The organism is Achromobacter sp. 77 (assembly GCF_020541125.1).
In the GTDB taxonomy this organism is placed as follows: Bacteria; Pseudomonadota; Gammaproteobacteria; order Burkholderiales; family Burkholderiaceae_B; genus Achromobacter; species Achromobacter mucicolens.
Genome location: NZ_CP059848.1, coordinates 2,323,398 through 2,350,015 on the forward strand (window position 1 = coordinate 2,323,398; position 26,618 = coordinate 2,350,015).

23 protein-coding genes are annotated in these 26,618 nt (G+C 65.2%); 17 read left to right on the forward strand and 6 right to left on the reverse strand.

The annotated features are described in order from the left end of the window. Positions 1 to 229 precede the first annotated feature (229 nt). The 3 genes from H4P35_RS10665 to H4P35_RS10675 all read right to left on the reverse strand — a co-directional run bounded on the left by H4P35_RS10665 (position 230) and on the right by H4P35_RS10675 (position 4,689). Complete coding sequence (locus tag H4P35_RS10665; RefSeq protein WP_226848993.1) at positions 230 to 1,921, reverse strand: flagellin; 1,692 nt, start codon at positions 1,919 to 1,921, stop codon at positions 230 to 232. 226 nt (positions 1,922 to 2,147) lie between these two features. After that, complete coding sequence (locus H4P35_RS10670) at positions 2,148 to 3,752, reverse strand: methyltransferase regulatory domain-containing protein (RefSeq protein ID WP_226848994.1); 1,605 nt, start codon at positions 3,750 to 3,752, stop codon at positions 2,148 to 2,150. A 181-nt stretch (positions 3,753 to 3,933) separates the two neighbouring features. Continuing rightward, positions 3,934 to 4,689: an RNA polymerase sigma factor FliA gene (locus tag H4P35_RS10675; RefSeq protein WP_062840906.1), complete on the reverse strand. Its 756-nt coding sequence runs from the start codon at positions 4,687 to 4,689 to the stop codon at positions 3,934 to 3,936. 426 nt (positions 4,690 to 5,115) lie between these two features. Between H4P35_RS10675 and flhD the strand changes: the two genes are divergently transcribed. The 16 genes from flhD (at position 5,116) to flhF (ending at position 24,296) form a co-directional block, all read left to right on the forward strand. Next, entirely contained in the window at positions 5,116 to 5,439 is a 324-nt protein-coding gene (gene flhD, locus H4P35_RS10680; protein WP_006219025.1) for a flagellar transcriptional regulator FlhD, read from the forward strand. A gap of 33 nt (positions 5,440 to 5,472) precedes the next feature. Continuing rightward, positions 5,473 to 6,051, forward strand: a complete 579-nt coding sequence (gene flhC, locus H4P35_RS10685; RefSeq protein WP_056316560.1) for a flagellar transcriptional regulator FlhC — start codon at positions 5,473 to 5,475, stop codon at positions 6,049 to 6,051. Between the two features lie 116 nt (positions 6,052 to 6,167). Then, positions 6,168 to 7,037: a flagellar motor stator protein MotA gene (gene motA / locus H4P35_RS10690; protein ID WP_062840907.1), complete on the forward strand. Its 870-nt coding sequence runs from the start codon at positions 6,168 to 6,170 to the stop codon at positions 7,035 to 7,037. A gap of 11 nt (positions 7,038 to 7,048) precedes the next feature. Next, entirely contained in the window at positions 7,049 to 8,044 is a 996-nt protein-coding gene (gene motB, locus H4P35_RS10695) for a flagellar motor protein MotB (protein ID WP_180099980.1), read from the forward strand. Next, on the forward strand, positions 8,041 to 8,421 hold the full coding sequence (locus H4P35_RS10700; protein ID WP_056316568.1) for a response regulator: 381 nt from the start codon (positions 8,041 to 8,043) through the stop codon (positions 8,419 to 8,421). The genes motB and H4P35_RS10700 overlap by 4 nt, the downstream gene beginning before the upstream one ends. A 28-nt stretch (positions 8,422 to 8,449) precedes the next feature. Then, entirely contained in the window at positions 8,450 to 10,612 is a 2,163-nt protein-coding gene (gene cheA / locus H4P35_RS10705) for a chemotaxis protein CheA (protein WP_226848995.1), read from the forward strand. A gap of 16 nt (positions 10,613 to 10,628) precedes the next feature. Beyond that, the gene (gene cheW, locus H4P35_RS10710; protein WP_056316575.1) at positions 10,629 to 11,129 is read left to right on the forward strand and encodes a chemotaxis protein CheW; all 501 of its coding nucleotides are present in this window, start codon (positions 10,629 to 10,631) and stop codon (positions 11,127 to 11,129) included. 93 nt (positions 11,130 to 11,222) lie between these two features. Continuing rightward, complete coding sequence (locus tag H4P35_RS10715) at positions 11,223 to 12,926, forward strand: methyl-accepting chemotaxis protein (RefSeq protein ID WP_226848996.1); 1,704 nt, start codon at positions 11,223 to 11,225, stop codon at positions 12,924 to 12,926. Positions 12,927 to 12,934: 8 nt separating this feature from the next. Further along, the gene (locus tag H4P35_RS10720; protein ID WP_226848997.1) at positions 12,935 to 13,789 is read left to right on the forward strand and encodes a CheR family methyltransferase; all 855 of its coding nucleotides are present in this window, start codon (positions 12,935 to 12,937) and stop codon (positions 13,787 to 13,789) included. A 22-nt stretch (positions 13,790 to 13,811) separates the two neighbouring features. Continuing rightward, positions 13,812 to 14,870, forward strand: a complete 1,059-nt coding sequence (locus H4P35_RS10725) for a chemotaxis response regulator protein-glutamate methylesterase (RefSeq protein WP_056316581.1) — start codon at positions 13,812 to 13,814, stop codon at positions 14,868 to 14,870. 51 nt (positions 14,871 to 14,921) lie between these two features. Continuing rightward, complete coding sequence (gene cheY / locus H4P35_RS10730; RefSeq protein WP_056316584.1) at positions 14,922 to 15,311, forward strand: chemotaxis response regulator CheY; 390 nt, start codon at positions 14,922 to 14,924, stop codon at positions 15,309 to 15,311. Between the two features lie 8 nt (positions 15,312 to 15,319). After that, positions 15,320 to 15,952: a protein phosphatase CheZ gene (cheZ, locus tag H4P35_RS10735; protein WP_226848998.1), complete on the forward strand. Its 633-nt coding sequence runs from the start codon at positions 15,320 to 15,322 to the stop codon at positions 15,950 to 15,952. A 237-nt stretch (positions 15,953 to 16,189) separates the two neighbouring features. Further along, complete coding sequence (locus H4P35_RS10740) at positions 16,190 to 17,740, forward strand: methyl-accepting chemotaxis protein (protein WP_370638964.1); 1,551 nt, start codon at positions 16,190 to 16,192, stop codon at positions 17,738 to 17,740. A 161-nt stretch (positions 17,741 to 17,901) separates the two neighbouring features. Next, positions 17,902 to 19,056 carry a flagellar biosynthesis protein FlhB gene (gene flhB / locus H4P35_RS10745; RefSeq protein WP_056316590.1) on the forward strand — a complete coding sequence of 385 codons (1,155 nt, stop codon included), beginning with the start codon at positions 17,902 to 17,904 and terminating at the stop codon, positions 19,054 to 19,056. A gap of 3 nt (positions 19,057 to 19,059) precedes the next feature. Next, positions 19,060 to 21,180, forward strand: a complete 2,121-nt coding sequence (gene flhA, locus H4P35_RS10750) for a flagellar biosynthesis protein FlhA (RefSeq protein ID WP_056316595.1) — start codon at positions 19,060 to 19,062, stop codon at positions 21,178 to 21,180. Further along, positions 21,177 to 24,296 (forward strand): flagellar biosynthesis protein FlhF, encoded by a 3,120-nt coding sequence (flhF, locus tag H4P35_RS10755; RefSeq protein ID WP_226849000.1) that lies wholly within the window; start codon positions 21,177 to 21,179, stop codon positions 24,294 to 24,296. The genes flhA and flhF overlap by 4 nt, the downstream gene beginning before the upstream one ends. 81 nt (positions 24,297 to 24,377) lie before the next feature. On the opposite strand, the gene H4P35_RS10760 is transcribed toward flhF, so the two are convergent. From H4P35_RS10760 to flgA, 3 genes are all read right to left on the reverse strand, one after another. After that, on the reverse strand, positions 24,378 to 24,851 hold the full coding sequence (locus H4P35_RS10760; RefSeq protein ID WP_152384172.1) for a flagella synthesis protein FlgN: 474 nt from the start codon (positions 24,849 to 24,851) through the stop codon (positions 24,378 to 24,380). A 31-nt stretch (positions 24,852 to 24,882) separates the two neighbouring features. Then, positions 24,883 to 25,176 (reverse strand): flagellar biosynthesis anti-sigma factor FlgM, encoded by a 294-nt coding sequence (gene flgM / locus H4P35_RS10765; RefSeq protein WP_056316603.1) that lies wholly within the window; start codon positions 25,174 to 25,176, stop codon positions 24,883 to 24,885. Positions 25,177 to 25,303: 127 nt separating this feature from the next. Beyond that, positions 25,304 to 26,017, reverse strand: coding sequence for a flagellar basal body P-ring formation chaperone FlgA (gene flgA, locus H4P35_RS10770; protein ID WP_226849002.1), 714 nt, complete (start codon positions 26,015 to 26,017; stop codon positions 25,304 to 25,306). A gap of 178 nt (positions 26,018 to 26,195) precedes the next feature. On the opposite strand from flgA, the gene flgB reads away from it, so the two are divergent. Beyond that, complete coding sequence (flgB, locus tag H4P35_RS10775) at positions 26,196 to 26,603, forward strand: flagellar basal body rod protein FlgB (RefSeq protein ID WP_056316606.1); 408 nt, start codon at positions 26,196 to 26,198, stop codon at positions 26,601 to 26,603. Positions 26,604 to 26,618 lie beyond the last annotated feature (15 nt).

A 26,618-nucleotide genomic window follows, 5' to 3' on the forward strand; every position in this document is an offset into this window, starting at 1 on the left:
CGCTAAACAGTGATCGTGCAATTCTAAAAAGCGCCTGCACCCTTCATTCGGCGAATCAGCGTCGGAATTGCCCTTCAGTTTGGACAACATCGCCAAATGCTTGAGGCAATAAAAAAACCCGCCATATGGCGGGTTTCGGGGCGGCCGGTGCTGGCGCGAAGGACCAGCTCCGGCCCACGCTGAGGAGAAACATGCGTTCTCCTGAGCGCTCGGTGCTTTCCGCTGGGAATTAACGCAGCAGCGACAGCACGGTTTGCGGCACTTGGTTGGCTTGCGCCAGAACCGAGGTGCCAGCCTGTTGCAGGATCTGAGCCTTGGACATGTTCGACACTTCCGTGGCGTAGTCGGCGTCTTGAATACGCGAACGAGCGTTGGAGAGGTTGTTGACCACGTTGTTCAGGTTGGCGATCGTCGATTCCAGACGGTTCTGCACAGCACCCAGTTCGCCGGTCAGCTTGTCCAGCTTCGTGAAGGCAGCGTCCAGCGTCTTCATCGGATCGGTCGTCTTCGTGCCCTTGCTGGTGTCTTCGGTCGTCAGGTTGCCGGCGCTGTTGACCTTGGCTTCCTTGCCGATCTTGGCTTCGTAGTCGCCCGTGCCCGTGCCGCTCTTGACGGTGACCTTACCCGTGTTGGGGTCAACCAGGTAGTTGGTGTCGTAGGACTTGGTCGTGGTGAACGTGCCCTTTTCGTCGACGTACGTGTCGGTCGACTTGCCCGACGTGAACGTCAGGGTGGCGCTGGTGATGCCTTGGCCCAGGGTGATCGTCACGTCCGTGGCGGTCGCGTTCGCCTTCACGTTGGCCAGCAGAGCGTCGCTGCTGATCGTGTCGGTGAATTCCAGGTTGTTGGCGGTACCGGTGCTGCTGTAGGTCTTGCCACCGATCGTCACGCTGGCGTCGCCGGCGGTCGAAACGGCTGCAGCGGCCTTCATCACGCCGTCCAGCGTGGCGGCGGTCGTGCCCGTGCCAGCGTTGTTGGTCGTCAGGTTGCCAGCCGAATCCAGGAAGGCGTCTTGGCCGCCGATGGTGACCTTGCCCGTGGCGTCGACTTCGAACGACGTCGAGTTCGAACCGACGTTGTTGTACGTGCCCGAGACGGTGCCGGTGGCGGGGCGCAGCGAGGTGGCCAGATCGCCAACCGCGGTCGTGCCGACAGCCGAGTTCGTGAACGTGAAGTTCTTGTTGGTCGCGTCGTACGTGTAGACCGTGTCAGCGTTGGTGCCGTTGGAAACGGTAACCTTGTTGCCGTTTTCCAGCTTGCCGAAAGCTTGTTCAGCGGTCACGGCTTCGTGCGTCGTGGTGACCTTCCACTCGTTGGCGCCAACGGTGGTGCCGGAAGCGGCTTGCAGGTCGGACACGGTGGCCGAACGGTTCTGGGTCACGCCCGAGCCGTTGACGTTGAAGCCGTCGAGGCCCAGGGTCTTGACGCTGATTTCGGTCAGGTTCAGGGTGATCGTTTCGCCGTCGTTGGCGCCGACTTGCAGCGTCAGGGGCTTGGCCGAATCCGACAGAACCTTCACGCCGTTGAAGTCGGTTTGTTGCGAGATGCGATCGATGTCCGACAGACGCTGGTTGATTTCGTCTTGCATCGAGTTCAGCTGTTCTTGCGAGTAGCTGCCGTTGGCGGCTTGCACGGACAGTTCGCGAACGCGTTGCAGGTGGGTGTTGACTTCCGAGGCGGCGCCTTCGGTCGTCTGAGCCAGCGAGATGCCGTCGTTGGCGTTACGAGCGGCTTGGGTCAGGCCCTTGACGTTCGCGGTGAAGCGGTTGGCAATCGCCATACCGGCGGCGTCGTCCTTGGCGCTGTTGATGCGCAGGCCCGACGACAGGCGTTCGATGGCGGTACCCAGGGAAGATTGCGACTTGTTCAGGTTGTTCTGAGCAACGAGCGACAAGTAGTTGGTATTGATGACTGCAGCCATGTTTAGGCTCCCAAGAGAGAAAGGCTTCTTCAAACCGGGCAGCGGGGCCGCCCATCTTTGTAACGGGAAGAACTCGGTGACTTATGTCTTCGAATTTCTCCGTTGCCAGGATTACGGCAGCCTAAAAACAATCTTTAGGGTTTTTTTTGGGGGCAATCGTATTTCTGGTGGCGAATTACAGATTCCTGCCAATCCCTCGGGAGAAATTGGCAGGAGCGCCATGCCGTCAATTGAGCAAAAGACCGTTGCGGCGCAGTTTGACCATAAGTGAATTAAGAAACTCCTGGGCTACCGGCTCAAGATTTCGAGCGCCCTTATATGTCTGGCCATTCGGATGGGGGTGCCGACCGGCGGTCAGCGCGTCACGCACGGCGCTGCGCAATTCGGCCGTCGTGCGGGAACCATCCATCATGCCGATAATGTGCAGGCTGAGCGGATCGGACGGCGGCGTTACGCCTTGATGCCACAGATTGTGCATGCTGATTTGGCTGTCAGGCTTGATCACTACGGGCAGCAGGTCCAGCGCCCCGGCGATGAGCTGTGGCTTGGGCTGCGAACGTCCATATGACGAGGGTTCCAGGCGATAGCTCAAGGCGTTGGACTGCACCAGGGCTATGACGTGCGCGAGCAACGCGTCGGTGAGTTCTTGCCCAGACTTGTCCGGTGCATTTGCGGTCGCGGCTTCGCGAATTGCGTCGAATGTGACCGACTGCGGCCAGGATTCACCCAGCAGGTCCATCAGCGAGTGAGCGACCGGATCGCGGGAGCTCAAGGTCGCCCCGCGCGCGGTCATGTAATCCCGCTGCTGGGGCGGAGCGCCTGCGGGTGTGGGTTGCGGGCGCAGGTCGGCGGCAAAAAACATCTTGGTGAACGCGCCGCCCTCAGGCTGCTCCAGCATTGCGCCGGCGCGTTCAGCGTGTACCAGGAGGCTCTTTCGAAACGATCGGCCCACGGCGAAGTCCAGATACTGTTCCCGCATCTCACGGCCGGCATTGACGGCTAGCCCGTTCAGGCCCAGCGCAACCCGAGAGCCATACGTCGAGGGAAAGGTCAGTTGCGGTTCGGCGTCCGTCAGATAGGCCAGCCCGGCCTGCTGGGCTGCGGCGGCAAACTCCAGGAAGTAGCAGGGCGTGTTGACGGCTTCGAGGTATTCATGAAGCAGATAGTGATCGCTCTGGCCCCGCAGCTTTTGCGCAGTGTGCTGCAGCGCCGACTGCAAGGGATTATTTTCCCAAAGGCCGTTTTCAATCAGGTTCAGCATGTCCTTGGCGCGCGCCACCTTTTCTTGCGGCGTCTGCGCCCCGAAACTGTTGAGCATCATGGCGTCGCGAAGGACATCCGACGCCTTCCAGCCCGGGTAGGTGTTGTAACTGATATAGGCGATGCCCTCGGGCGCGAGGTTCTCCTTGCAGATGCGCAGGATCGCGTCACGCACTTCCGGCGGCACCCAGCTGAAGACGCCGTGGCAGATGATGTAGTCGAACGTGCCGAACTCGGGCGTGATGTCCGTCAGGCTCATGGCGTGCAGATCGAGATTGCGTGCTCCGGCGGCCTCTGCCGCGCGCTGGCCCGCTTCGATCTGCTGGGGCGACAGGTCGACGCCGACCGCGCGGGCGTCGGGATACGCTATCGCGAACGGCAGCAGATTGCCCCCTGCCGCGCAGCCGAGTTCCAGCACGCGCGCGCGATTCAATTCAGGTGAGGAAATGCCATACAGATGCGCCACGGCGCGCAGGCTGCCGGGCGCCGTGTAGGAAAACGGCAGGGAAAGATAGGGGGTTTCGTCGTAGGCGTCAGAAATGGCCTGCGTCAAGCGGTCGGGTGCGCTCATGGCGAAATTCCGGGAGGGTCGTGGTGCGCTGCGAGGCTTTTGCGGTTCGCGGCGCACAAGTTTGTGGGCTAGTCCGCAAGGCTAGCAGCCCCATCACGGCCCGGAAGGCGTGAACAAGGTCCGATTTTCCCCCTGAATCCGCGCTGGCTGAAAATTACCCGGATTCCGCCGCCGGAGAAAATCAGATGATCTGCGCGATCTGCCCTTCCTGCGGCAATTCCTGCCAGGCCTGATCTTTCAACCTTGCGCGTATCCGCGCCGTCGCCTGCGACCTCAATTGGCACACCCGCGCCTCGGTCACATTCATGATCGCGCCGATTTCCTTCAGGTTCAGCCCTTGCTCGTAACACAGCGACAGCAACAGCTTTTCGCGGTCGGGCAGGGCGTCGATGGCATGAACCAAGGCCTGCCGGAAGTCGCCGGCCAATAGCGAGTCCAGCGGATTGCCGCTGGGCGCGCCGTGATTCAACGTCGCGGACCAGTCCGCCTGACCCGATGCCGAATCGGGCTCGGTGGTGAAGTCTTCGTAGTGAACGATCTGCACGCCTTGCGCGTCGTGCAGCAGCGTCTGGTATTCGTCCAGCGGCAGGTCTAGCTGCTTGGCGATCTCGGCTTCGGTCGGCGCGCGCATCAAACGCTGTTCCAGAAACTGGATCGCCTGTTCGATCTTGCGGGCTTTCGTGCGCACGCTGCGCGGCAGCCAATCCTGGCCGCGAAGCTCATCGAGCATCGCGCCGCGAATGCGCGTCGTGGCGTAGGTCTCGAACTGAGCGTCCGCGGTTTCCTGGTAACGGCGGACGGCGTCGAGCAGGCCGATCATGCCGGCCTGTATCAGGTCATCGAGTTCGACGCTGGCGGGTAAACGGGCGAGCAATTGCAGGGCCAGCTTCCGAACTAGCGGCGCATATTCGACCAGGCTGTCATCTGCGTGGGGCATTGCGGGAATTCTGGCGGAGTCGATCGTGAAGCGCGGTCGATGTTGTCAATTTGCGACATTGTCGACAAGCGCGGCTACGGTGATGCGGGCGAATCTAGGGAATCGTCAAGATGGCATTGTCGGCAATGGGCGGCCGTTCATTTCAGGAAGTACGCAACGTTTTGAATGCTTATTTGGCAAATTGACCAAAATTTGTCACGAACTTGTATGTCAAGGTGTGTCTAGAAAGGCACGTTGCGCAACATCAACAAAGATTTGTCATATAAGTCATAGAAAATGACATGACCTGTGGTAAATTTTACTTAAATTGCGAACAAATGATACATTTCGCATTAAAACAGGATGCAGCGAGCGGACAGGTAACACACGTTGCCTGCGCTATGAGTAATCAAGCCCCTCGGGTGGGATAGGGATAGGGAGTACGGCGTGCAACAAGTAGAAAATTCTTTGCTGGCAGATATTCGCGAAGTGAATCTGTCATATTTGTTACTGGCTCAGCGGATGTTGCGTGATGACTATGCCGCATCGATGTTCCGCCTGGGGTTCAGCAATGAAGTCGCTGACATTCTCATGCGCCTTTCGCCGGCGCAACTGGTAAAACTGGCCAGCTCCAGCTCGCTGCTGTGCCGCTTCCGTTTCGATGATTACAGCCTGCTGTCGGCGCTGACCCATGATGTGTTGGGTGGTGCGCTGCAACAAGCCCACGCCACCATCCTGCTCGCCAAGCAGCCTGTCGAAGAACTGGCCTGACGGCCCGCGAATCCCCACTCGGACACACCTGTCATGGCCTCCAAGAGCGTTTCCCAGGAAGCGGACGACATCCTGCTTGCCAGCTCCATGATTACGCTGGGCGCGCGCCTTCAGGTGCTTGAGGCTGAAACCAGCCTCAGCCACGATCGCCTCGCCCGCCTGTATCGCGAGATCCGCGGCTGCTCGCCACCCAAGGGCATGCTGCCTTTTTCGGTCGACTGGTTCATGACCTGGCTGCCGAATATCCATTCCTCTCTCTTCTATAACGTGTATTCGTTTCTGAATACGCGCACCACCAGCAAAGGCATACGCGCCACCATCGACGCGTATCGCCTGTATCTCGAAAACGCGGGGCAGGAAGCCGCGGATGCCGAGCCCGTCCTGAGTTTTACCCGGGCGTGGATGCTGGTGCGATTCTTCGACAGCGGCATGCTGCAGCTTTCCGCATGCCGGCAGTGCGGCGGCCATTTCATCGCCCACGCCCATGATCCCCAATCGGATTTTGTGTGCGCCATCTGCCGTCCGCCACCCCGCGCGGGCAAGACGCGCGCGGCCGCCAAGGCACGTGCCGGCACCCGTGCAGCCCCCATTGCGACCGCCGCTCCGACCTGATCGGGCGTCCAAATACATCAAAAGCCCTGGAAAACACCCCCTAACCCGCCTTTTTGGGGCAGGGGGGACAGGGGATCATTGACGCAAGTTATAGACTTCGTTGGCAGGGGCCCGTTGTGTTGATTGTTATCGGTTTTCTTGTGGTGATCGTGTCGGTCGTCGGCAGCTTCATGGCGCTGGGCGGACACTTGGGCGCGCTCTACCAGCCCTTCGAGCTGACGCTGATCTTCGGCGCGGCGTTCGGGGCTTTCCTGGCGGGCAACAGCAAGAAGTCGCTGATGCTGGTCAAGAAGGCGCTCCCCGACGCGCTCAAGAGCTCGCGCTACGGCAAGGACGTCTACATGGAGCTGATGGCGCTCCTGTACGTATTGCTGAACAAGGCGCGCCGCGAAGGCCTGATGGCCATCGAATCGCACATCGAGGATCCGGGCTCCAGCCCGATCTTCAGCGAATATCCCCGCATCGCCAAAGACGAGAAGCTTATGGAGTTCATTACGGACTACCTGCGCATCATGATCAGCGGCAACATGAGCTCGTTCGAAATCGAGACGCTCATGGACGAGGAAATCGAAACCTACCGCCACGAGCGCGAAGTGCCGGCTCATGCGCTGCAGCAGATGGCCGACGGCTTGCCTGCGTTCGGTATCGTGGCCGCAGTGCTGGGCGTGATCAAGGCGCTGGCGGCCGTGGACCAGCCGCCCGCCATCCTGGGCGACCTGATCTCCAAGGCCATGGTCGGCACGTTCCTGGGTATTTTGCTGGCGTACGGTTTCGTCGGTCCGCTGGCCTCCCGCGTGGAGCGCCGCACGGACGAGGCCATGAAGGTGCTTGAGTGCATCAAGACGACGCTGCTGGCCAGCATGAACGGCTATCCGCCTCAGCTTGCGGTGGAGTTCGGGCGCAAGGTGCTGTTCTCGGCGGTCCGGCCCACCTTCGGTGAGCTGGAAGAGCACGTGCGCCAGACCAAGTCGACCGGCAAGGCCTGACGGAGCGGGCCATGAGCACGGTAAATAATCACCGTGTGGTGATCCGCCGCAAGAAGGTCAAGGGCGGCGGGCACCACGGGGGCAGCTGGAAGATCGCGTACGCCGACTTCATTACGGCGATGATGGCGTTCTTCCTGGTGATGTGGCTGGTCAGCATCGTGCCGAAGGAAGAACTCAAGGGGATTGCGGAGTACTTCCGCATGCCGCTGCGCGTCGCCATCACGGGCGGGCCCAGCAGCTCGGCCGAAACCAGCGCCGTGCCGGGCGGCGGGCAGGATCCGTTGCGCAGCGAAGGCGACGTCCGCCGCGGCCAGGGCAACCGGGTCGAATCCCAGCCCATGGGCGACGCCGAGCGCCGCGAGCAGCATCGCCTGGAAAACCTCAAGAAGCGCCTCGAGAACGTCATCGAGACCAGCCCCGTCCTGAAATCCTTCCGGCCGCAGCTGCTCATCGACCTGACGACCGAAGGCCTGCGCATCCAGATCATCGACAACCAGAACCGCCCGATGTTCGCGACCGGCCGCGCCGAAGTGCAGCCGTACATGCGCGACATCCTGCGCGAGCTGGGGCCGGTGCTCAATGAACTGCCCAACAAGGTCAGCATCTCGGGTCATACCGACGCGTCGCAGTATGCGCGCGGCGAGCGAGCCTATAGCAACTGGGAGCTTTCGGCCGACCGGGCGAACGCCTCGCGCCAGGAACTGGTGGCGGGCGGCATGAACGAAAGCAAGGTCATGCGCATCCAGGGTCTGTCTTCCAGCATGAGTCTGGTTAAAGATGATCCGTATGCAGCCGTTAATAGACGCATCAGCCTGGTGGTGCTCAACCAAAGCACCCAAAAGCGCATCGAGAGCGAGAACGCCGCAGCCGCGGATTTGAGCGCCAAGGATGCGCGCGAGGTGGGGACGGCCGTGCAGGCGGTGCAAGCCGCCAGCCGGGCCGCAACGGCAACCAAGCAGGGCGAGGTGGTGAACACCCCGCCCGCTGAAGGGGTTCGACAGCAATGACGGCAACGATACTCGTGGCGGACGATTCCACGACCATGCGGATGATCGTTCAGGCGACGCTGACCGGCGCAGGCTGGAAGGTGTTGACGGCCTGCAATGGCCAGGAAGCGCTCGAGGTGGCGATGGCCAACCCGGTGGACCTGGTCGTCAGCGACTGGAACATGCCTGTGAAGGGCGGTCTGGAGTTGATCCAGGGGTTGCGCGAAGAGGACCGGTACATGGATGTGCCGGTGCTGGTGCTGACCACCGAGGACGACGTGGACAGCAAGATGGCAGCCCGGGATCTGGGCGTTTGCGGCTGGCTTTCCAAGCCGGTGGATCCCGATGTGCTGGTGGAATTGGCGACCGAGCTGCTCGACGAGCAGGCCGGCGCGTAGCAGGTTCATTTAGAAAGGCGTACGGGTCATGAGTTCTGGTTTGGACCTCAGTCAGTTTTACGAGACCTTTTTCGACGAGGCGGACGAACTGCTTGCGCAAATGGAGCAGCTGTTGCTCGAGCTCGATGTGGGCTCGCCCGACATCGAGCAGCTCAACGCCATTTTTCGCGCGGCGCATTCGATCAAGGGTGGTGCGGCGACGTTCGGCTGTTTCAACCAGCTGGCGGGCACGACCCATCTGCTTGAGAACCTTCTGGACGCGATCCGGCGTGGCGAAATGGCGCTGCGCACGGACATGATTGATATTTTCTTGGAAACGAAAGACGTGCTCAAAAGCCAACTGGACGCCTATCGGGCCTCCGAAGAGCCCGATGACGCCGTGTTTGAGCGTATTTGCGCCGTATTGAGGCAGCTTGCGCTGGAGCATAAAGATCCCGCCGCAGCCGCCGCTGCTGCACCCGCGCCCGCTGCGCCGGCCGCCGCGCCGGCTCCGGCGCCCGCCCCGGTGCAGCAGGCGCCCCAGCCCGCGCCGGCCGCGCCCGCCGAGCCGGCGGCTCCGGCCGCGGCGTCCGGTTCGCAGGACGGCCTGCCGCTGCGCGTGCGCATCACCAAGGTGTCGGACAAGGACGCCGCGTCCCTGCTCGAAGAGATGGGCAACCTGGGCACCGTCAAGGCAAGCGAACGCGCCAACGGCGTGCTGACGGTGTGGGTGGACAGCACCTGCACGCCGGAAGACATCGAGGCCGTGTGCTGCTTCATCGTCGACGGCGACCAGCTGAGCATCGCTCGTGAAGCCGCGCCGGCAGGCGGCGACGCCACGCCGGCGGCCGCCGAAGCGGTGTCCGCCGCGCCCGTTGCGCAGCCGGCCCCCGCCGCAGCGCCGCTCGTGGCCGAAGCGCCGGAAGCGCACGCCGCAGAACCCGCCGCCGCTGAAGCCGGCGCCCCGGCTGCCCGCGCCGCGCGTCCCGCTGCGTCCGCTGCCGCGCACGCCGACAAGGAATCGACTTCGATCCGCGTCGGCGTTGAAAAGGTCGACCAGGTGATCAACCTGGTGGGCGAACTGGTCATCACGCAGGCCATGCTGGCGCAGACCGCCTCCACGCTGGATCCGGTGCTGCACGATCGCCTGCTGAACGGCATGGAGCAGCTCGAGCGCAACGCGCGTGATCTGCAGGAAGCCGTCATGTCGATCCGCATGATGCCGATGGATTACGTGTTCAGCCGCTTCCCGCGCCTGGTGCGCGACATTGCCGGCAAGATGGGCAAGCAGATCGAACTGCAGACCTACGGCCGCGCGACCGAGCTGGACAAGAGCCTGATCGAACGCATCATCGACCCGCTGACCCACCTGGTGCGCAACAGCCTGGACCACGGCATCGAAACGCCTGAAAAGCGGATCGCCGCGGGCAAGGACCCGGTCGGCCAGCTGGTGCTGTCCGCGCAACACAATGGCGGCAACATCGTCATCGAAGTCAGCGACGACGGTGGCGGCCTGAGCCGCGAAAAGATCCTGAAGAAGGCCATGTCGCAAGGCCTGGCCGTCAACGAGAATTCGCCCGACGACGAGATCTGGCAGCTGATTTTCGCGCCGGGGTTCTCCACCGCCGAAAAGGTCACGGACATCTCCGGCCGCGGCGTGGGCATGGACGTGGTGCGCCGGAACATCCAGGACATGGGCGGTCACGTGCAACTGTCGTGCGAACCGGGCCACGGCACTACGACGCGCATCGTGCTGCCGCTGACGCTGGCCATTCTGGACGGCATGTCGGTGCGCGTGGGTGAAGAGACCTTCATCCTGCCGCTGAACCACGTTACCGAATCGCTGCAGCCCACCAATGACCAGATCTACTCGGTCGCCGGCAACGAACGCGTCATGCATGTGCGTGGCGAATACCTGCCGCTGGTCGAGATGCACCGGGTGTTCTCGGTGGGCGAAGCCCAGACCGATCCCACCCAGGCGATCGCCGTCATCATGCAGGCCGAGGACCGGCGCTTTGCGCTGCTGGTCGATCACCTGATCGGGCAGCACCAGGTCGTGGTGAAGAATCTGGAATCGAATTACCGAAAGGTCCCGGGCATTTCCGCCGCCACCATTCTTGGCGATGGCAGCGTGGCCCTGATTGTCGACGTATTTGCGCTCGCGCGCGCCAACCGGGAACGCTGGTCGCAGCCCGAAGCCGTTCTGAATTGATGGAGCTCTAAAAATCATGGCAGCCAAACCGCAAGCGCAAGCCGCGCGCAATGAAGATGTCGGCAGCGAATTCCTGGTCTTCACGCTGGGCGACGAAGAATACGGCATCGACATCCTGAAGGTGCAGGAGATCCGCGGCTACGACGCCGACACGGTCACCCGTATCGCAAATGTCCCGCCCTTCATCAAGGGCGTGACGAACCTGCGCGGCATCATCGTGCCGATCGTCGACCTGCGCATCAAGTTCAACCTGGGCCGCGTCGAATACAACGAGCAGACCGTCGTCATCATCCTGAACCTCGACCGCCGTGTCGTGGGCATCGTGGTGGACGGCGTGTCGGACGTGCTGATGCTGAACGCCGGCCAGGTTCGTCCGGCGCCCGAGTTTGGCGCCACGCTGTCGACCGAGTACCTGACGGGTCTGGGTACCGTGGACGAGCGGATGCTGATCCTGGTGGACATTGAAAAGCTGATGACCAGCGATGAAATGGCGCTGGTGGAGAAGGTCGCCTCCTGATCGGAGTTCGGCCGGAATGCGGGGTAAAGGCGCCATATTGATCGCGATGTGGCGCTTTCCTTTAACGATTGCAGTCAAGGGATGGTTCTTGTGATGCGCAAGTTTTTCGCGAACATGACGATACGCAGCAGCCTGTTGTGGGTGCTGGCGTTCTTCTCATTCATGTTGGTGATCGGTGCCGCGCTGGGCGTGCTGTCTTTGCGCATCAGCAACGGAACGCTGGCCGAGATCAAGCAATCGCAGGAACTGGATGACGCCGTCAGCCGCGTGGTGTCCAGCTACAAGGACACCCTGAACGGCCTGGGCCGTGCCGCGTCTTCCAACTATTCGGACATCGTGCGCAGCATCGGCCAGCCGACGCTGTTGGCGCAGGGGCTGTCCAGCGAGGCCGCAGGCCTTTTGGAGCGGGCCAAGGCGTCGCAGAACAAGGGCCAGGCCGAGTTCGATTTCTACAAGACGCTGCCGCGTCCCGCCGAGGCGGCCGAGGCGCTCAAGGAAATCGACGATTCTTACACGGCCCTCCTGCAGCAAGGCATCACGCCGCTGATCGGCGCGCTGGAAAAGGCCGACATGCCGGCCTACCAGACGCAGATCCAGAAAGTGCAGGACGCGCTGGAAGGCCGCTTTGCACGCGCGGTTGAAGGCTTCGATTTCTGGCGCGCCAGCAAGATGATGGACGCCTTTGAAGTTGCACAGGTGCGCTACCAGTTCGTGCTGATGGCGGTGAGCGCCGGCGGCATCATCGCCGCGCTGCTGGTCTTTGCCACCTATGTCTTCCTGCGCCGCCGCGTGCTGCAGCCGCTCAAGGAAGCCGGCCATCATTTCGACCGCATCGCCAGCGGCGACCTGACCGCCCGCGTCGAGGTCAGCAACACGAATGAAATCGGCCAGCTGTTTGCGGCGCTCAAGCGCATGCAGGAAAGCCTGACGCGCACGGTGGCTTCGGTGCGCCGTGGCGTGGACGAAATCAACGTGGGCTCGCACGAGATCGCCGCAGGCAACACGGATCTGTCCAGCCGCACGGAGCAGCAGGCTGCCTCGCTGGAAGAGACCGCCGCCTCGATGGAAGAGCTGGCCTCGACCGTAAAGCAGAACGCGGACAACGCCCGCCAGGCCAACCAGCTTGCAGCCAGCGCGTCGGACGTGGCCGAGCGCGGCGGCGCGGCGGTGTCGGAAGTGGTGCACACCATGGAAGGCATCTCTGCCAGCTCGCGCAAGATCTCGGAAATCGTGTCGGTGATTGACGGCATCGCGTTCCAGACCAACATCCTGGCGCTGAACGCGGCGGTGGAAGCGGCCCGCGCGGGTGAGCAGGGCAAGGGCTTTGCCGTGGTGGCGGGCGAAGTGCGCTCGCTGGCCCAGCGCAGCGCGCAGGCAGCCAAGGAAATCAAGGGCCTGATCGAGGACTCCGTGACCAAGGTGGGCGCCGGTTCTCAGCAGGTCGAACGCGCCGGTTCCACGATGCAGGAAATCGTGGCGTCGGTGAAACGCGTGACGGACATCATGGGCGAGATCTCGGCGGCGTCCGAAGAACAGTCCAGCGGCATCGACCAGGTGAACCGCGCGGTGTCGCAGATGGATGAAGTGACGCAGCAGAACGCGGCGCTGGTGGAAGAGGCCGCGGCGGCCGCCGGCTCGCTGCAGGAGCAGGCCCAGCGCCTGGCCGAAGCAGTGGCCGTATTCAAGATCAACACGGGCGAGGTCATCGAAGTGCCGGCGCATCGGCTGTCTTCGGTGCACGCCACCTATGACGATGCCCGTCTGCATGCGCCCGATGCGCCTGCACTGGGACGCTGAGGATACGCGTGGCAACTTCGGCGAATACGGCGCCGTCCATTTCGGTGGACCGCCAGTTTGATTTCCGGGACGCGGACTTTTCCCGCGTCCGCAAGATGATCCACGCGCGGGCCGGCATTTCGCTGGGCACGCACAAGCGCGAGATGGTCTACAGCCGCCTTGCGCGCCGCCTGCGTGCGCTGGGCGGGCAGGATTTCGCCAGCTATCTGGATAGCCTGGAGAACGAGCCTGACTCGGCGGAGTGGGAAGATTTCATCAACGCGCTCACGACGAACCTGACCGCGTTTTTCCGCGAATCGCATCACTTTCCGATCCTTGCCGACTTCGCGAAGAAGCGCGGCGGGCCGGTTTCGGTCTGGTGCTGCGCGGCCTCGACGGGCGAAGAACCTTACTCGATCGCCATCACGCTGACCGAGGCCCTGGGGCCGCGGGGCGCGGGTTCCACCGTGCTGGCGACCGACATCGACACCAACGTGCTGCAGCGCGCGCGCACGGGCGTCTATCCGAACGAGCGCGTCGCGAAGATGGAGACCGAGCGCCTGCGCCGGTTTTTCCTGAAGGGCCGCGGCGCGAACGAAGGGCACGTGCGGGTGCGCCCCGAGATCGCCGAGATGGTGCGCTACGAGACGCTGAACCTGTTGTCGCCCTCGTGGGGGATCACCGAGAAGTTCGACGTGATCTTCTGCCGCAACATCATGATCTATTTCGACAAGCCGACGCAGGCCAAGATCCTGGAGCGGTTTGTGCCGCTCATGAAGCCGGGCGGCCTGCTGTTTGCTGGCCATTCCGAGAACTTCACGTACATCAGCCGCGATTTCCGTCTGCGCGGGCAGACGGTCTATGAATGCGCAAATAAGGCCTGACCGGGCCAGGGCAGCAAACAAGATGAAGAAAATTAGCGTTTTGTGTGTGGATGACTCCGCGCTGGTGCGCGGCCTGATGACCGAGATCATCAACAGCCAGCCGGATATGGAAGTGGTCGCGACCGCGCCCGATCCGCTGGTCGCCCGCGAGCTCATCAAGCGCCACAACCCTGACGTGCTGACGCTGGACGTGGAAATGCCCCGCATGGACGGGCTGGATTTCCTGGAAAAGCTGATGCGCCTTCGCCCCATGCCGGTGGTGATGGTGTCGTCGCTGACCGAACGTGGCGGCGAAATCACGCTGCGCGCGCTGGAATTGGGCGCGATCGACTTCGTGACCAAGCCCAAGCTGGGCATCCGCGACGGGCTGCTTGAATACACGGAACTCATCGCCGACAAGATCCGCGCCGCGTCGCGCGCCAAGCTGCGCGCCCCGACGCCCCATACGGCGCAGGCCGCGCCGGCGCCCATGCTGCGCCGTCCGCTGTCCAGCTCGGAAAAGCTTGTGATCGTCGGCGCTTCCACTGGCGGCACCGAGGCCATCCGCGAAGTCCTGCAGCCGCTGCCGCCGGACAGCCCCGCGATCCTGATCACGCAGCACATGCCGGCCGGCTTCACGCGGTCGTTCGCGCAGCGCCTGGACGCGCTGTGCGCCGTGACCGTGCGCGAGGCCGTGCATGGCGAGCGCGTGCTGCCCGGTCACGTGTACCTGGCCCCGGGCGGTGAAATGCACATGCGCCTGGGCCGCAGCGGCGCCAACTATGTCATCGAGCTGGAAGCCAGCGAACCGGTCAACCGCCACCGTCCGTCCGTGGACGTGCTGTTCAACTCCGCGGCCGTCGCGGCGGGCAAGAACGCCATCGGCGTGATCCTGACGGGCATGGGCAAGGATGGCGCCACCGGCATGCTGGCCATGCACCGGGCGGGCGCGCACACGATCGCGCAGGACGAAGCAAGCTGCGTGGTCTTCGGCATGCCCCGCGAGGCCATCGCTATCGGGGCTGCAAGTGAAGTGGTGCCGTTGTCGGCGATGAGCGAACGCATTCTGACTCGCCTGGGCGACCGTGGGCACCGCGTTTAACGCGGGCTGACGCCACGATCGATCTCAAGCAAATTTTTTCTGGAGTGAAAGATGGTAGACAAGGGCCTGAAGATTCTGGTGGTGGATGACTTCCCCACCATGCGGCGGATCATCCGCAACCTGCTGAAAGAGCTGGGTTTCGAAAACGTGGATGAGGCAGAGGACGGCGCCATTGGCCTGGAGAAGCTGCGCAATGGCGGCTTCCAGTTCGTGGTGTCCGACTGGAACATGCCGAACCTGGACGGCCTGGAGATGCTCAAGCAGATCCGCGCCGACGCGTCGCTGGCATCGCTGCCGGTGCTGATGGTGACGGCGGAAGCCAAGAAGGAAAACATCGTTGCCGCCGCACAGGCGGGCGCCAACGGTTACGTGGTCAAGCCTTTCACCGCGGCGACGCTGGAGGAAAAGCTGAACAAGATCTTCGAAAAGATTGGCGGCTGAGGTGTGCGATGAGCTCAACGGAAACAGTTGACCCGACAGAGTCGCCCGACCTGATCCATCGGATCGCCTCGCTGACGCGCATGTTGCGCGACAGCATGCGCGAGCTGGGCCTGGATCAGGCGATCAAGGACGCCGCCAACGCGATTCCCGACGCCCGCGACCGCTTGCGGTATGTGGCGCAGATGACCGAGCAGGCCGCCAACCGGGTGCTCAACGCCACCGAGCAGGCCGGTCCCATCCAGGACAACATGGCCCGGTCGGCGCAGGCGTTGGATAGCCGCTGGCAGGAGTGGTATGACCAACCGCTGGAAATGCCGCAAGCGCGCGAACTGGTGCAGGACACGCGTGCCTTCCTGGCCGACGTGCCCAAGCAGACGCAGCAGACGCAGTCCAAGCTCATGGAAATCATCATGGCGCAGGATTTCCAGGACCTTACGGGCCAGGTCATCATGCGCATGATGGACGTGGTGGGCGCCATCGAACGCGAACTGCTGCAGGTGCTGCTGGACAACGTGCCGCAAGAGCGCCGCGACGAAGCCAACAGCCTGCTCAACGGCCCGCAGATCAACCCGCAGGGCAAGACCGACGTGGTCACCAGCCAGGATCAGGTCGACGACCTGCTGGCCAGCCTGGGCTTCTGAGCCCGCGGCCCGCGATGTCCGCCGGCGGCGGAAAGACGGCGTCTTTCCGCCCGCATGCGCCAGCCTCGTGCGCGTGTCCCTCCTTCTCATGACGTATTCCCTAAGGGCGCAAACGCCTGCTGGCCGATAGACTCCTGCCAACAATAATCGGGGCCTTGCAGCGCGAGACAAGGCGCGCCCAGCGCGCCAGACCACGGATGCCCAACGCAGGCGGTCCGGGTCAGGGAGAGGAGGTTCATGATGGCCAGATCCGTATTCCGCTTGGGCGGCATGTGGGGATTGTTGCGTCGGCTCAACCGCGGCGACGCGGTGCTGTCCGAGCGCCCCTTGTCCTTCAGTCCGGCCGCCTGGCCGCTCTACCGGTTCCTGGCGCAGATCCGGCTTCGGATCATGACCGTGCGCCAATCCAGCATCGAGATCGCGCTGAATGCGGCGCGCACGCAATTCCAGGCGGGGCGCTGTTCATTGCTGGCGCGCGAGCAGGCGAGGGCGGCCGAGGCCCTGGCCGCCAGCGGGGCGCAGATCGCCGATCTGTCTGCGTCGACCTCCACCCACGCCCGCGACATTGCCGCGGTGTCGGGCCAGAACCTGCAGGCGGCGCGGCAGGCGCTGGCCGAGCTGACCGAGGTCAAGGCGCGCGTTGACCGCATGACAAGCGAGATGGCCGCCTTTACCGACGTGGTGGGGCAACTGGCGGCGCGCGCGCAGTCGGTGGGCGACATCAGCAAGACGATCAAGGGCATTGCGCTGCAGACGCAACTGCTGGCCCTGAACGCCGGCGTGGAGGCCGCCCGGGCCGGGGACGCGGGCCGCGGTTTCGCGGTGGTGGCCAGCGAGGTCGGCCGGCTGGCCGAGCGCGTCAACACGGCCACCAGCGACATCGGCCGCCACACGACGCAGATGCTCGACCTGGTGGGCGCCACGCAGCGTCAGACGGGCACCCTGCGCGAGGACGTGGACGCTTCGGGCGCGGTGCTTGACCGGACCTCCCGCGGCTTCGAGCGCTTCGTGCGCGATTTCGACAGCATGAACCGGCAAGTGAGCGACGTGGTTCAGGCCATCGGCGAGGTCGACGCCACCAACCACGGCATGAGCGAGGAGGTCGGGCGCATCGCGGCCTTGAGCGCGGATGTGCTGGAACGGGTGGGCAGCATGTCGGGCGAGATCGATCGCATCCGGCGCCAGACGGAAAGCGTGCAGGAAGTGCTGGCCGACATGCGCACGGGCGACACCGCGTTCGACAGCCTGTCCGAGTCATTGGAGGCGTTTGCCGGCGCGGCGGCCGGTCTGCTGCAGGATGCCCGGCGGCGCGGCGTGGACGTGTTCGACCGACACTACCAGCGCATTGCCGGCAGCGAGCCGCCGCGCTATCACACGGCCTACGATCGCGCGATCGACGAGCCGCTCACGCGGCTGCTCGACAGCGTGCTGGAAGCCGTGCCGGGCGCCATCTACACGATTCTGGTGGATAACCAGGGCTACGCGCCCGCCCACAACAGCCGGTTCTCGCTGGCGCCGACCGGCGACCCGAAGGTCGACATTGTGCGGGTGCGCAACAAGCGCATCTTCGACGACCCGGTGGGTGCGCGGCTGGCCGCCAACACCGGCGCGCAGCTGTTCCAGACGTATTCGCGCGACACCGGCGAGATCGTCAACGACATCTCCCTGCCCATCTATCTGGGGCCGGAACACTGGGGCGCCGTGCGCATCGGGCTGGATTACGCGCGCTTTCAAGCCATCCTGGACGGCCACGCGGCTGGCGGCCGGGTGGCCCAGGCGGCGGGCTGAGGCGGCTGCCCCCGGGGGGCTCCCCGGCAGCCGGCGGCGCATCTGGGAATAGCGCCGCTTTCCCCCCTTTTCTTGGCATATCGCCAACCTCCTGCGCCTCCTAGAATCTCGGCGGGCGGCTTGCATTTCCACGTCAGCGAGCCGCAACAATCCCGTAGAGCATGTCCGAAGAAAGCGACCTCGAGAAAACCGAAGCCGCCTCTCCCAGGCGCCTGGAAAAGGCGCGCGAGGAGGGGCAGATTGCGCGTTCCCGGGAACTGGGCACGTTCATGATGCTGGCGGTAGGCGTTGCGGCGATCTGGGCGGGCGGAGGATCGCTGTACCAGGGCCTGACCGGCGTGCTGCGCAGCGGGCTGGCGTTCGATCAGCGTGTCGCGCTGGATCCGGGGGTGATGGTCGAGCAGGCGGTGAGCGGCTTCGGTCACGCGCTGATGGTGCTGTTGCCGATCTTTGGGCTGCTGGCGGTGGTGGCGGTGCTGTCCAGCGTCGTGCTGGGCGGCCTGGTCATTTCGACCAAGCCCTTGCAGCCCAATTTCTCCAAGCTCAGCCCGCTGGCGGGCTTGAAGCGCATGTTCTCGTCGCAGACGGTGGTGGAGCTGATCAAGGCGCTGGCCAAGGCCATGCTGGTCGGCGGCGTGGCCGTCTGGGTCATCTGGCGGTATCACGACGACATGCTCGGGCTGATGCACGTGGCGCCGTCGGCCGCGCTGACCAAGGCGCTCAGCCTGGTGGCGATGTGCTGCGCCTTCATCGTGGCCTCGCTCCTCATCATCGTTTTGCTGGATGTGCCCTGGCAGATCTGGAGCCATTTGAAGAAGCTGCGGATGTCCAAGGAGGACGTGCGCCAGGAACACAAGGAAAGCGAAGGCGATCCGCACGTCAAGGCGCGTATCCGGCAGCAGCAGCGCCAGGCCGCCCGCCGCCGCATGATGTCCGAGGTGCCCAAGGCCGACGTCGTCGTGACGAACCCGACGCACTACGCAGTGGCGCTGAAGTACGACGAATCGAAGGGCGGCGCGCCGCGCGTGCTGGCCAAGGGCACGGGCCTGATCGCCGCGAAGATCCGCGAACTGGCCGCCGAGAACAAGATTCCCACATTGGAAGCGCCGCCGCTGGCGCGCGCATTGCATCAACACGTCGAGCTGGGACAAGAAATCCCGGCCGAGCTGTATACCGCGGTGGCGGAAGTGCTGGCATGGGTATTCCAGCTACGATCCTGGCGCTCGGGCTGGGGGCATGAACCGATGGCCCCCACGAAACTGAACGTGCCAGCCGAACTGGACCCGCAGGCAAAAACCGCAGCACAAGGAGTTTAAGGAATGAGCGCACTGCTCACCATGTTGAAGAGTAACGGCGGCACGCACGCGCGGCTGCTGGCGGGTCCCATCCTGATCGTGATGGTGCTGGGCATGATGGTGCTGCCCCTGCCCACGTTCCTCCTGGACCTGCTGTTCACCTTCAACATCGCGTTGTCCGTGATGATCCTGCTGGTGGCCATGTTCACGCGCAAGCCGCTGGATTTTGCCGCGTTCCCGGCCGTGCTGCTGTTTGCGACGCTGCTGCGCCTGTCGCTGAACGTGGCCTCCACGCGCGTCGTGCTGCTGCATGGTCACACGGGTCCGGACGCCGCGGGCAAGGTGATCGAGGCCTTCGGCCACTTCCTCGTGGGCGGCAACTTCGCGGTCGGGATCATCGTCTTCGTCATCCTGACCATCATCAACTTCATCGTCATCACCAAGGGTGCGGGCCGTATCGCCGAAGTCGGCGCGCGCTTCACCCTGGACGCCATGCCCGGCAAGCAGATGGCGATCGACGCGGACCTGAACGCCGGCCTGATCGGCGAGGACGAGGCGCGCAAGCGCCGCGCGGAAGTGTCGCAGGAGTCGGACTTCTTCGGCTCGATGGACGGCGCCAGCAAGTTCGTGCGCGGCGACGCCATCGCCGGCCTGCTCATCATGGCGATCAACGTCATCGGCGGCCTGGTCGTGGGCGTGGCGCAACACGACATGTCCATGGGCGAAGCCGGCCGCGTCTACACGCTGCTGACCATCGGTGACGGCCTGGTGGCCCAGATCCCGGCGCTGGTGATCTCCACCGCTGCCGGCGTGGTCGTGTCGCGCGTGTCGACGGACCAGGACATCGGCCAGCAGATCATCAGCCAGCTGTTCTCGAACCCGAGCGTGCTGTTCCTGACCGCCGGCATCATCGGCATCATGGGTCTCATCCCCAACATGCCCCACATCGCCTTTCTGACCCTGGCCGGCGCGCTGGGCTGGGGCGGCTGGGCATTGCTCAAACGCAAGCAGGCCGCCGCGGTGGCGGCCGAAGAGATACCGCCGCAGGCGATCACCCAGGCGCAGGCCGCAGCCGCCGAGGCAAGCTGGGAAGACGTGTCGATGGTGGACCAACTGGGGCTGGAGGTCGGCTACCGCCTGATCCCGCTGGTGGACCACGCCCAGAACGGCGAGCTGCTGCACCGCATCCGCAGCCTGCGCAAGAAGTTTGCGCAGGACGTGGGCTTTCTGCCGCCGGTCGTGCACATCCGCGACAACCTGGAACTCAAGCCCAACGATTACCGCATCCTGCTGTCGGGCGTGGAAGTGGGCAACGGCGTGGCGATGCCCGGCCAGTGGCTGGCCATCGACCCGGGCGGCGTGACCATGCAGATCAAGGGCACCCCGACGACCGATCCCGCGTTCGGCCTGCCGGCGCTGTGGATCGACAGTTCGCTGCGCGACCAGGCCCAGGTGGCCGGCTATACGGTGGTGGATGCGGGCACGGTCGTGGCCACGCACTTGAATCACCTGATGCACCGCCACGGGTCGAACCTGCTGGGCCGCCAGGAAGTGCAGCAGCTGCTGGACCGCATCGGCCGCGACGCGCCCAAGCTGGTCGAGGACCTGGTGCCCAAGACGCTGTCGCTAACCGCGCTGCAGAAGGTGCTGCAGGGCCTGCTGTCCGAAGAAGTGCCGATCCGCGACATGCGCACCATCATCGACACGCTGTCCGAGCACGGTCCGCGTCTGGCGGCGCTGGCCGCCGGTTCGGGTGGCCAGCCCGACATCAACGAGCTGATCGCGCTGACGCGCCGCGCGCTGGGCCGCGCCATCACGCAGCAGTGGTTCCCGGGCGAGGGCGAGCTGCGCGTGATCGGGCTGGATGTGAAGCTGGAACGCGTGCTGTCGCAGGCCATGACGACCAGCGGCGGCCTGGAGCCGGGTCTGGCCGACACGCTGCTGCGTGAGGCGCAGGCGGCGGTCGAACGGCAGGAATCGCAGGGCAATGCGCCGGTGCTGCTGGTGTCGCCGGTGTTGCGCGCGCCGCTGTCGCGCTTCCTGCGCCATCATCTGCCGCAGTTGGGCGTCTTGTCGAATACGGAAATTCCCGATGAGCGCATCGTCCGCGTGACGGCGCTGATCGGCGGGAGCAATGGGCAATGAAGATCAGCCGCTTTTACGGGGCAAACACCCGTGACGTGATGCGCCAGGTGCGCGAGGCCCTCGGGCCGGACGCGTTGATCGTGTCGAACCGCAGCGTCGAGGGCGGCATCGAGGTGCTGGCCACCGTTGATGGCGCGTTCGACGACGCGCCGCCACCGCAGACGCCGCCGCGCGAGGCGCCGGCTCATGCGCAGTCCGCGCCGCAGCGCCCGCCCGCTGCGCCGTCGTTCGGCGCGCCTGCCGGGATGGAGCGGCCGCAAGGGGCGCCGGCCAACATGCCGGCCATGCCGCCGGGGATGCCGCCAGCCATGTCGCCGGTCATGTCGCCGGCCAGCTACGCGGCGCCAGCACGGTCCATTGCCGCCTACCAGTCCGCTTATGCGGCGTCCGCGCAGCCTGCGTCGGAAACGTTGGCATCGCCGATGGACTTCGCGCCGGCTTCTGCGATACCGGGTTCGGCAACGGCTGCGTCCGCCGCCGCCGTGCCGGTCGGGTCTCAGCCGGTCGGGTCTCAGCACGCCGCGCCTCAGCAGGTCGCGCCGCAGCCGGTAGCGCCTCAGCCGGCCGCACCTCAGCCGGCCGCACCTCAGCCGGCCACGCCTCAGCCGGCCGCGCCTCAGCCGGCCGCGCCTCAGCCGGCCGCGCCCATCCGCGTCGAGTTGCCGCCGCTTGCGCCGATCCGTCCTTTGGCCGCCGCAGCCCCCGTGCCCGCGCCGGCGGCTCGCATGACGCCGGAACTCGCCATGCCCGAGCGCATGGCCGCGTCCGTCGCGCCGGCGGCTGCCGCAATGGCCGCCGCGCCCGCGACCGCCTACCACGCGCCGCGTGGTTACGCCGCGGCGCCCGTCACACCTGCGCAGCCGCCCGCCATGCCGCCGGCCGCGTCGCCCCTGTCCGCCGCGCCACCGGCCTCCTTGTCCGCCGCGCCTTCCATGGGCCGCATGCCGGACGCGCCGGTCCGCCCGCCGCAGGGTTTGCCGCCCGCGCCGCTGGCTGCCGATACCGCCGCCGGTCTGCAGGATGCCATCAGCGCGTTGCGCGGAGCGCTCGAAACCCGCATGGACGGCCTGCTGTGGGGCGGACGCCAGGGTCCGGGCCGGGAGCCGGCCGCCGCCGCGCTATTCCGCAGCCTGCTGGATGCTGGGTTCAGCACCAAACTGGTCCGCACGCTGGTCGAACGTCTGCCGCAGGGCCTCTCCGCCGAGGCGGCGCAGAGCTGGGCGCGTAATGAGCTTGTGACGCACCTGCCGGTGGTGCGTTCGGAAGACGAATTCCTGGCCGGCGGCGTGTACGCACTGGTCGGCCCCACCGGCGTGGGCAAGACCACGACGCTGGCCAAGCTGGCCGCGCGCTGCGTGGCCCGCGAGGGTCGCGAGCAGGTCGCCATGCTGACGACCGACCTGTTCCGGATCGGCGCGCTGGAGCAATTGCAGATCTACGGCCGCCTGATGGGCGTGCCCGCGCATTCGGTGCGCGATGCCGGCGAGCTGCGCCGCATCCTGGCCGAGCTGGGCAACCGCAAGATCGTCCTGATCGACACGACCGGCATCAGCCAGCGCGACCGCCTGGTGGCCGAGCAGGCGTCGATGCTGTGCAACGCGGGCAAGCCGGTGCGCCGGCTGCTGGTGCTCAATGCCGCCAGCCAGGGCGACACGCTGGACGAGGTCGCGCACGCCTACCGCAATGGGGTCGGCGAGGATGTCGCCGGCTGCATCATCACCAAGCTGGACGAAGCCACGCGCTTGGGCGCGGCGCTGGACACGGCCATCCGCCACCGCTTGCCGATCCATTACATGTCCGTCGGCCAGAAAGTGCCCGAGCACATGGAGCTGGCGCGCGCAGACGTGCTGATCGACCGCGCGTTCTCGATGGTGGAGCGCGCCCGTGCGCTGTACACCCCGAGCGAGGCCGATCTCGCGTCGCTGGTGTCGTCGTCGCGCGAACCGGACGCCGTGGATCCGGCGCGCCGCCGCCAGCTGCTGGCCTCGGCGATCCTGCCGCAACAGGCGGGCGCGGGGTCGATCGCCGCGGCGCAAAGCCTGGACGACACGATTTCGTGGCTGGACAACGACCCGGCGTGCCTGCAGGCGCGCACCGCCTGGCGTGAATACGTCAGCGACGGCGCCGGTTCCAGCCTGGCCGCGCTGGGCGACGAGCCGTTGTCGATGGCGCGCCGTGAATTCTCCGCCGCCTGCACCCGCAACCTGCTTGTGATGCACGGCAAGACCGCCATGAAGGGCGATGCCTTGCCAGGCGGCGCGCTGCTCGGCGCACTGCTGATGAGCGATCGTGGCGCCGCGCTTGCGGCGCCCGCGCAGCAACTGGTGCTGCCGCACGGCATGCTGAGTTCGTTTGCGCCTGCCGCGCCGGCCCAGCCGGATCCGGCGCTGGCCCTGCAATCGCGCGTGGCGTGGCTGGGCGAGCGCCTGCAGTCCGTGCCGCTGGTCCACATGCTGGAGGCAGGCACGGTTGCGCTGTGGCAACCCTTCTCCGAGCAGGGCGTGTCGTGGGTGGCTCGTTGCCCGGGCGGCCTGCGGGTGATCCAGGACGAGTGCCCGACCAACCTGAATGCTGTCGGCAAGAGCGTGGGCTATCTGCCCGTGGGCCAGCCCGGCGACATGCCGGGTCTGCGCCTCGCGGCGGGCGGCAAGACCGTGCCGCTCGCGCTGTGGGCATCGGGCACCGAAGTCGTGCTGCCGGGCAAGGGGCAGGGCGCCAGCGTGCGCCTGATCTGCGCGCGGCTGATCGACACCGTGACCGGCGAGGTCGCGGGCCAGTTGTTCGGCGCCACCAACCTGCCGGCCTCGCAGGCCGACGCCGCAACGATCGCGCGCTGGCTGGTCCTGCAAGACGAGGCCAAGGCCGCGTTCCGCTACATGGCCAATGCGTGGCAAGCGCTGCCCGCGGTCGACGGCGCCCACACGCTGGCGCGCCAGTCGCTGATGGCCGGTCAGCTGGGCGCCGCCTGCTGGCAACTGGCCCATTCGCCAGCGGCCGATGTCGTGCGCGGCCCGCTGTCGGGCATCGTGGGCACCGAACGCAAGCTGTCCGGCAAGATGCTGCCGGTGGCGCTGCTGAAGATGTTTGCGCTGCTGGAGATGACGGGCGGGGCGTGAAGCCGCGCCCGGCGACCGGGCGGCAGCAAACAAAAAAGCGGCGTGCCAGGCACGCCGTTTTCTATTGGGAGGTTGAAGCGTTCAGCCCGCCACGATCGGCCGGCGGCCCGGTGCGCTGCGGGCGCCGCGGCCTTGCGCGTCGTAGGTCGAGGCGCTGCCGACGCCGACGTTGCGCAGGGCGTCCAGCGACTGCTGGGTATAGCGCAGGTGCACGTCGATCAGGGCGCCATTGCGCATGTTGATTTCGCTGGCGGAGGCCGACTTGGACAGGAGCGCCTGCCAGACGCCGGAGAGCTGCGGATATTGCGCCGCGGCCTGTTCGGTGCCGACATGGCCCGTGGGCAGGCCGATTTCGGTGAGCAGGTTGTCGCGGGTCTGGCTCAGGTCGACCAATTGCTGCGCGATGCCGCGCTTGCGTTCGGTGATCTGGTTCAGCGCCTCGACGCTGCCCTGGCTGACCAGGACCTCGGTTTCTTCCTCGAGGATCGAGGAGAACTCGGAGATCAGGGTGTCTTCCTGCTTCATGCAGGATTGCAGGGAATCGACGAGGCTCATGACAGACGGCTCTATATAAAGAAAGGGCAGGCTATTTCAGAAGGTCGCGGGCGCTGGCGATCAGGCTGTCGGCGATGCGGCCGGTGTCGATCTTGAGCTGCCCGGATGCGATCGCGGCGCGGATGGCGGCAACGCGCTCGACGTTGATGTCGTTCGAGCCGTCTTGCAGGGCCAGCATCTTGCGCGACGCCGAACTCAGCGCGACTTGCGAGCTGCTCGAGCCGGTGGCGCTGCCGGCGCCATAGGCCTGGCTGACCGCGGACTCGGCGCGTGCACCGACGGCGTCGGCCGCCAGGGGCCGGTTGGTGGTCGAATTGATTTTCAAGGTTTTCTCCGCAGGGCGTCCTGGGTCGGTTTGCGACGGATCCGCCTACTTATGTCTCTGTAACGACAAGGGGCGAAGGAACTTTAGGGTATATACACACCCGCCGCAACGCGATTTGTAACATTATCTAGAGCTGTATTTCCACCAGGGTGGCATTTCGGACGATACCGCTGACCACTTGACCGCCCGCCGTCTTGACCTGGACCACCGCGCCGGGCGGGGCGTTTTCCAGGGCTTCGCCCTCGCTGCTGACCGTGAATCCCTTGCCTCGCGCGTTGATGCGCACGTTGGTGCCGCGCTGCACCGACTGGGCGTTGCGCAGCGAGGAGCTGCGGATGGGCTGGCCGGCGTTGATGCGGAACGCGGCGGTCATGCCGGCCACCGCCTGCGGGTCGGTGATGGCGCCGGGGGGCAGGGCGACCAGATCGCCTTCGCGGGCGTCCAGGTCCGCCGGGGTCAGGGCCTGGCCGGCGGCAATCAGGCGCGAGGCCACGTAATAGTGGCCGGCCACGCTGACGGTCGCCTGCACGTAGGCGGTCCAGCCCTTGGCCGCATTGCAGCGCACGCCGACGGTCATGCGCGAGCGCAGCTTCATGCCGGACGGAAGAAACGGGGACAAGGTGTCGCAGGGCGCCAGCCGGTCGGTGCGCGGCGGGTCGATGGCAATGGACGCCTGGCCGGGCAGGGAGGCCAGCTGCTCCTGCAGATAGTTCTGGGCCGCCATGACGATCGCTTCCGGCGCCTGGGTGGCCGCCGCCTGGGCCTGGGCGGCGCCCGCCGAGGCCAGAAGCAGGACAGCCAGGCCTGCGCGCGCGTGAAGGAGTCGTGCGGAGATTTTCATGATGGATGAATTGTAGAAGTGGGCGGCGTTCGGCAATACGTGAATTGGATGAGAAATGACGGGTTATTTGGCTGATTGTGTTACCAGTCCGGCCCCTATGATGCCGTCATCCAATGGGATAACGGTGTGTCCGGTGTCCCTCGCTTTATCTGATTTGCAACGTATTCAAGGCGCCACGATGCTCGACAGGCTCAACGAAGATTTCCGGTTCTACCAGCAGGCTCTAGCACTGCGCGCGCAGCGCCAGGAAGTGCTTTCCTCGAACATCGCCAACGCCGACACGCCCAACTACAAGGCGCGCGACATCGACTTCAAGGCGGCGATGCAAGCCGCCATCGAAGGCACGATGCGCCTGCCCGACACGTCGCTCAAGCTGACCTCCGCCCGCCACATTCCGGCCAAGGCCGTGTCGCAGGGCCCGACGGATCTGCTGTACCGCCTGCCGTACCAGCCCAGCATGGACGGCAATACGGTGGACATGGACATCGAGCGCGTGCAGTTCGCCGACAACACGCTGCATTACCAGAGCACGATGCAGCTCATCTCCAACCGCATCCGCGGGCTGCAGACCGCCATTCAGGATTGATCTTTAAAGGGAGCA

Bases quoted from the DNA above. Each gene is read 5' to 3' on its own strand.
- motB (WP_180099980.1), top strand. From the start codon at position 7,049: ATGAGCACGGTAAATAATCACCGTGTGGTGATCCGCCGCAAGAAGGTC.
- flhA (WP_056316595.1), top strand. From the start codon at position 19,060: ATGAGCGCACTGCTCACCATGTTGAAGAGTAACGGCGGCACGCACGCG.
- flhF (WP_226849000.1), top strand. From the start codon at position 21,177: ATGAAGATCAGCCGCTTTTACGGGGCAAACACCCGTGACGTGATGCGC.
- flgB (WP_056316606.1), top strand. From the start codon at position 26,196: ATGCTCGACAGGCTCAACGAAGATTTCCGGTTCTACCAGCAGGCTCTA.
- H4P35_RS10665 (WP_226848993.1), bottom strand. From the start codon at position 1,921: ATGGCTGCAGTCATCAATACCAACTACTTGTCGCTCGTTGCTCAGAAC.
- flhC (WP_056316560.1), top strand. From the start codon at position 5,473: ATGGCCTCCAAGAGCGTTTCCCAGGAAGCGGACGACATCCTGCTTGCC.
- H4P35_RS10670 (WP_226848994.1), bottom strand. From the start codon at position 3,752: ATGAGCGCACCCGACCGCTTGACGCAGGCCATTTCTGACGCCTACGAC.
- H4P35_RS10715 (WP_226848996.1), top strand. From the start codon at position 11,223: ATGCGCAAGTTTTTCGCGAACATGACGATACGCAGCAGCCTGTTGTGG.
- cheA (WP_226848995.1), top strand. From the start codon at position 8,450: ATGAGTTCTGGTTTGGACCTCAGTCAGTTTTACGAGACCTTTTTCGAC.
- H4P35_RS10740 (WP_370638964.1), top strand. From the start codon at position 16,190: ATGATGGCCAGATCCGTATTCCGCTTGGGCGGCATGTGGGGATTGTTG.
- H4P35_RS10700 (WP_056316568.1), top strand. From the start codon at position 8,041: ATGACGGCAACGATACTCGTGGCGGACGATTCCACGACCATGCGGATG.
- cheZ (WP_226848998.1), top strand. From the start codon at position 15,320: ATGAGCTCAACGGAAACAGTTGACCCGACAGAGTCGCCCGACCTGATC.
- flhB (WP_056316590.1), top strand. From the start codon at position 17,902: ATGTCCGAAGAAAGCGACCTCGAGAAAACCGAAGCCGCCTCTCCCAGG.
- H4P35_RS10725 (WP_056316581.1), top strand. From the start codon at position 13,812: ATGAAGAAAATTAGCGTTTTGTGTGTGGATGACTCCGCGCTGGTGCGC.
- cheY (WP_056316584.1), top strand. From the start codon at position 14,922: ATGGTAGACAAGGGCCTGAAGATTCTGGTGGTGGATGACTTCCCCACC.
- flgA (WP_226849002.1), bottom strand. From the start codon at position 26,017: ATGAAAATCTCCGCACGACTCCTTCACGCGCGCGCAGGCCTGGCTGTC.
- H4P35_RS10675 (WP_062840906.1), bottom strand. From the start codon at position 4,689: ATGCCCCACGCAGATGACAGCCTGGTCGAATATGCGCCGCTAGTTCGG.
- H4P35_RS10760 (WP_152384172.1), bottom strand. From the start codon at position 24,851: ATGAGCCTCGTCGATTCCCTGCAATCCTGCATGAAGCAGGAAGACACC.
- cheW (WP_056316575.1), top strand. From the start codon at position 10,629: ATGGCAGCCAAACCGCAAGCGCAAGCCGCGCGCAATGAAGATGTCGGC.